The sequence below is a fragment of the Pseudoalteromonas sp. 120-MNA-CIBAN-0494 genome, from assembly GCF_040308885.1.
In the GTDB taxonomy this organism is placed as follows: Bacteria; Pseudomonadota; Gammaproteobacteria; order Enterobacterales; family Alteromonadaceae; genus Pseudoalteromonas; species Pseudoalteromonas nigrifaciens.
Window position 1 is genome coordinate 1 of record NZ_JBEOOE010000069.1, and the last position, 2,652, is coordinate 2,652.

The window sequence follows — 2,652 nt, forward strand, 5'->3', positions numbered from 1 at the left end:
CCAGCCTGAGCCCGATATCGACAGCTTGTTACCCTGGAATTTTAAAACATAGGTGTAGTTCGCTAGACGCTCACCTTAGTTCAATTCAATAAACCAATACTGCCCAAGTGAATTTACTATTCAGGCTAAAAGCCAAAAGGGTAAAATTTTGACTTAATGCATCATAATTCTTGACTGGCCGGTTTTCGCTCACAGCAGGCTTCAGGAACGTGCCATGAGCGGTCATTGGTACTAACTCGTTTATACCTCATTGTGAGTTTCGACATTTTTCTACTAGCTACTCCTCAGCATCAATTGACTTACTTTTCCTTATGCAACACAGTGTACTGGAGGAGGTGAAGCATCAATTTCCTCTGGTTCAACTAACTATATGATTCGTAAGTATATCTCCCTAACAGTATTCATAGTAAAGATTACAATTAACAAATCATATCTCAAGTGTTTAACAAAAGTTTATTGAAATATGAAAATTATTAAAGAATATATACAGTCAGATGGTAAAAAACTAAGACTTAGCGAAGAGGCTGTCACGCATGTCTATGAAGGTAACTTTGTAGTAAGAACTCAGCAAGGTGATGACAATATGACTGTGCTGAGAGGTGGTTTACATTCCTGTAGCGGATGGAACACCTTTAGAAATAATTATAACAAAGAACTTTCTCACTTACACTTTTTCAACAGTAACATTCACAAATACTGGTATTACGCTAGAGAGCTTAGCAATGGAGTTATCACGTTAAGGCTACCCAGAGACTTATTTTCGGGTAAAGCAGCTAAAATAACAATGTATCCAGACGATTATTATAAATCTGGCTACCTATGGAAAACTCTTTTCCCTAAGCATTTTGATAGAAATGCTGTCATCGAGGCAATTGATGAGGCATTAGAGAATGAAGATATAACTCAACGAAGTAATGGTCAGATCATAGGTTACATCAATAATGATGAACCAATGAAAACTATGAAAATAGTTATTCAGTTCAAAGGAACGGAAATTAAATCAGCCTTCCCTGCATGGACTCAACCAAATAGTGGTAACGTGGGAAAACCTTTCTCTCACTATGATAATATAGGATTTATAATATCTCAGTCCACTGAGTATTTTGAAGATAATTATGATTTACAAAACGAAATGAAAATTTCAGTTTTCGGAGAGAAAATTTCTCCTGATTATCTTCCAGATTACACACCAATGATTTTTAAAAGACGAACAAAAATAAATGAAAAAATCAAAGCTGGTGAGTGGATTAAGTCTAGAAGGAAAGAGCTTTCATCGATGAGGTTAGATGATAAAGATAATGATAGACTATACGAGTATATTAATGACCACACTATATTAAAATATTATCCAGAAATAACATCTGGTGCATATTCAACCGCGCTGGATTTAATTTTCGGAGACGAGAGCTTTCACAACTCTTTTCAAATAGTACAAAATATAGTCGATGGTATGTATTATCTTCTTTGTAGCAATCAGAAAGAAAGACTAATTAAAACCATTTGTAATGTGCTTGATAACATGGTGACGCACACCAACTTTGATCAATTGCTAAAAAAGAAAATTATGTCTACAGTCATTTTGATTGTCACTTATCTAAACGACTCAGAGCTATCTTACAAATTCATTCTAACACTTTCAACATCACCGATTAGACGTGAAGCATATCTTGAATATAACTTAAATTCTATAAACAAAAAGAAACTGCAAGTTCCTACAGAAACATACCCAGTAGAATTGGACTTTATAGATAACCCTAACCTAGACTTCCAACTAGAATATAAGGATTTTATTGAATTTCTTAAAGAACTTTATAGTGAAACATATACTTTAAATTTTGACGAGGAAATGCTAAATAACTTACTAAATGACGTAATTGACAATCAAGAGAAGAACTACAAATTTTTAATAAGTGATGCATTAAAATACTTCAGTAAGGAAGATTTCTTATCATTGTCATATCATTTTGATAAAATATTAAACTCTGCTCAAAAATATGAGCTTGGCGATTCATCTAAATTAATTGAAAGTTGTGGGTTGATATTAAGAGATTATTGTAGGATTCAATTTGCACATAGGCAAAGAATTAATGCAAGACACCTAAAATACAATGATTATGTTTCTGTTATATCTATTGATTATATAGATCATAACTTACTTTATGGAAAAATCCTCAAGCATGAGCGCATATCAAATCATTTGAACCTAACTAGATTTACAGATGGTATGTTAAAATTTGCTCTAAAAACAGAAGACAAAAATTTCGAAACGGATATTCATAACTTCAAGGCTCGTATAGGTAAAGAAAAACCACCTTTGCCAGAGATTATGTAGCTTATTCATATCGGGCAATACAACTAATTGAGCATAATAAAATTAAACAGCACAGGCTTTGTGCTGTTTCTTGAGGTTATGAATCATCTGATCTAAATCTTTAACTTAGTGAATTAATTGGGGGCAGGTCATACCTTTTGCCGAGCGGATTTTGCCATACTTGAATTAATCTATCTTTTGCTAATTTAGAAAAGTCGTTGACTCATTCTGTCCAAAAACGAGTTTTTCCTGACCGTCCGCTATTCGCTCAAAGCAGACTAACAGCTATATTCCAGAGGAGATTTTGATGACTAAAGTTCAGCGGTAATGCAGGAATATAA

1 protein-coding gene is annotated in these 2,652 nt (G+C 33.5%); it reads left to right on the plus strand.

Annotated features, from left to right (window positions below; genetic code table 11):
• Positions 1-463 precede the first annotated feature (463 nt).
• Positions 464-2,332: a hypothetical protein gene (locus tag AAEY55_RS17955; protein ID WP_350552562.1), complete on the plus strand. Its 1,869-nt coding sequence runs from the start codon at positions 464-466 to the stop codon at positions 2,330-2,332.
• Positions 2,333-2,652 lie beyond the last annotated feature (320 nt).

What these genes read in the sequence shown, in the direction of transcription:
- AAEY55_RS17955 (WP_350552562.1), top strand. Translation starts at nt 464, where the DNA reads ATGAAAATTATTAAAGAATATATACAGTCAGATGGTAAAAAACTAAGA.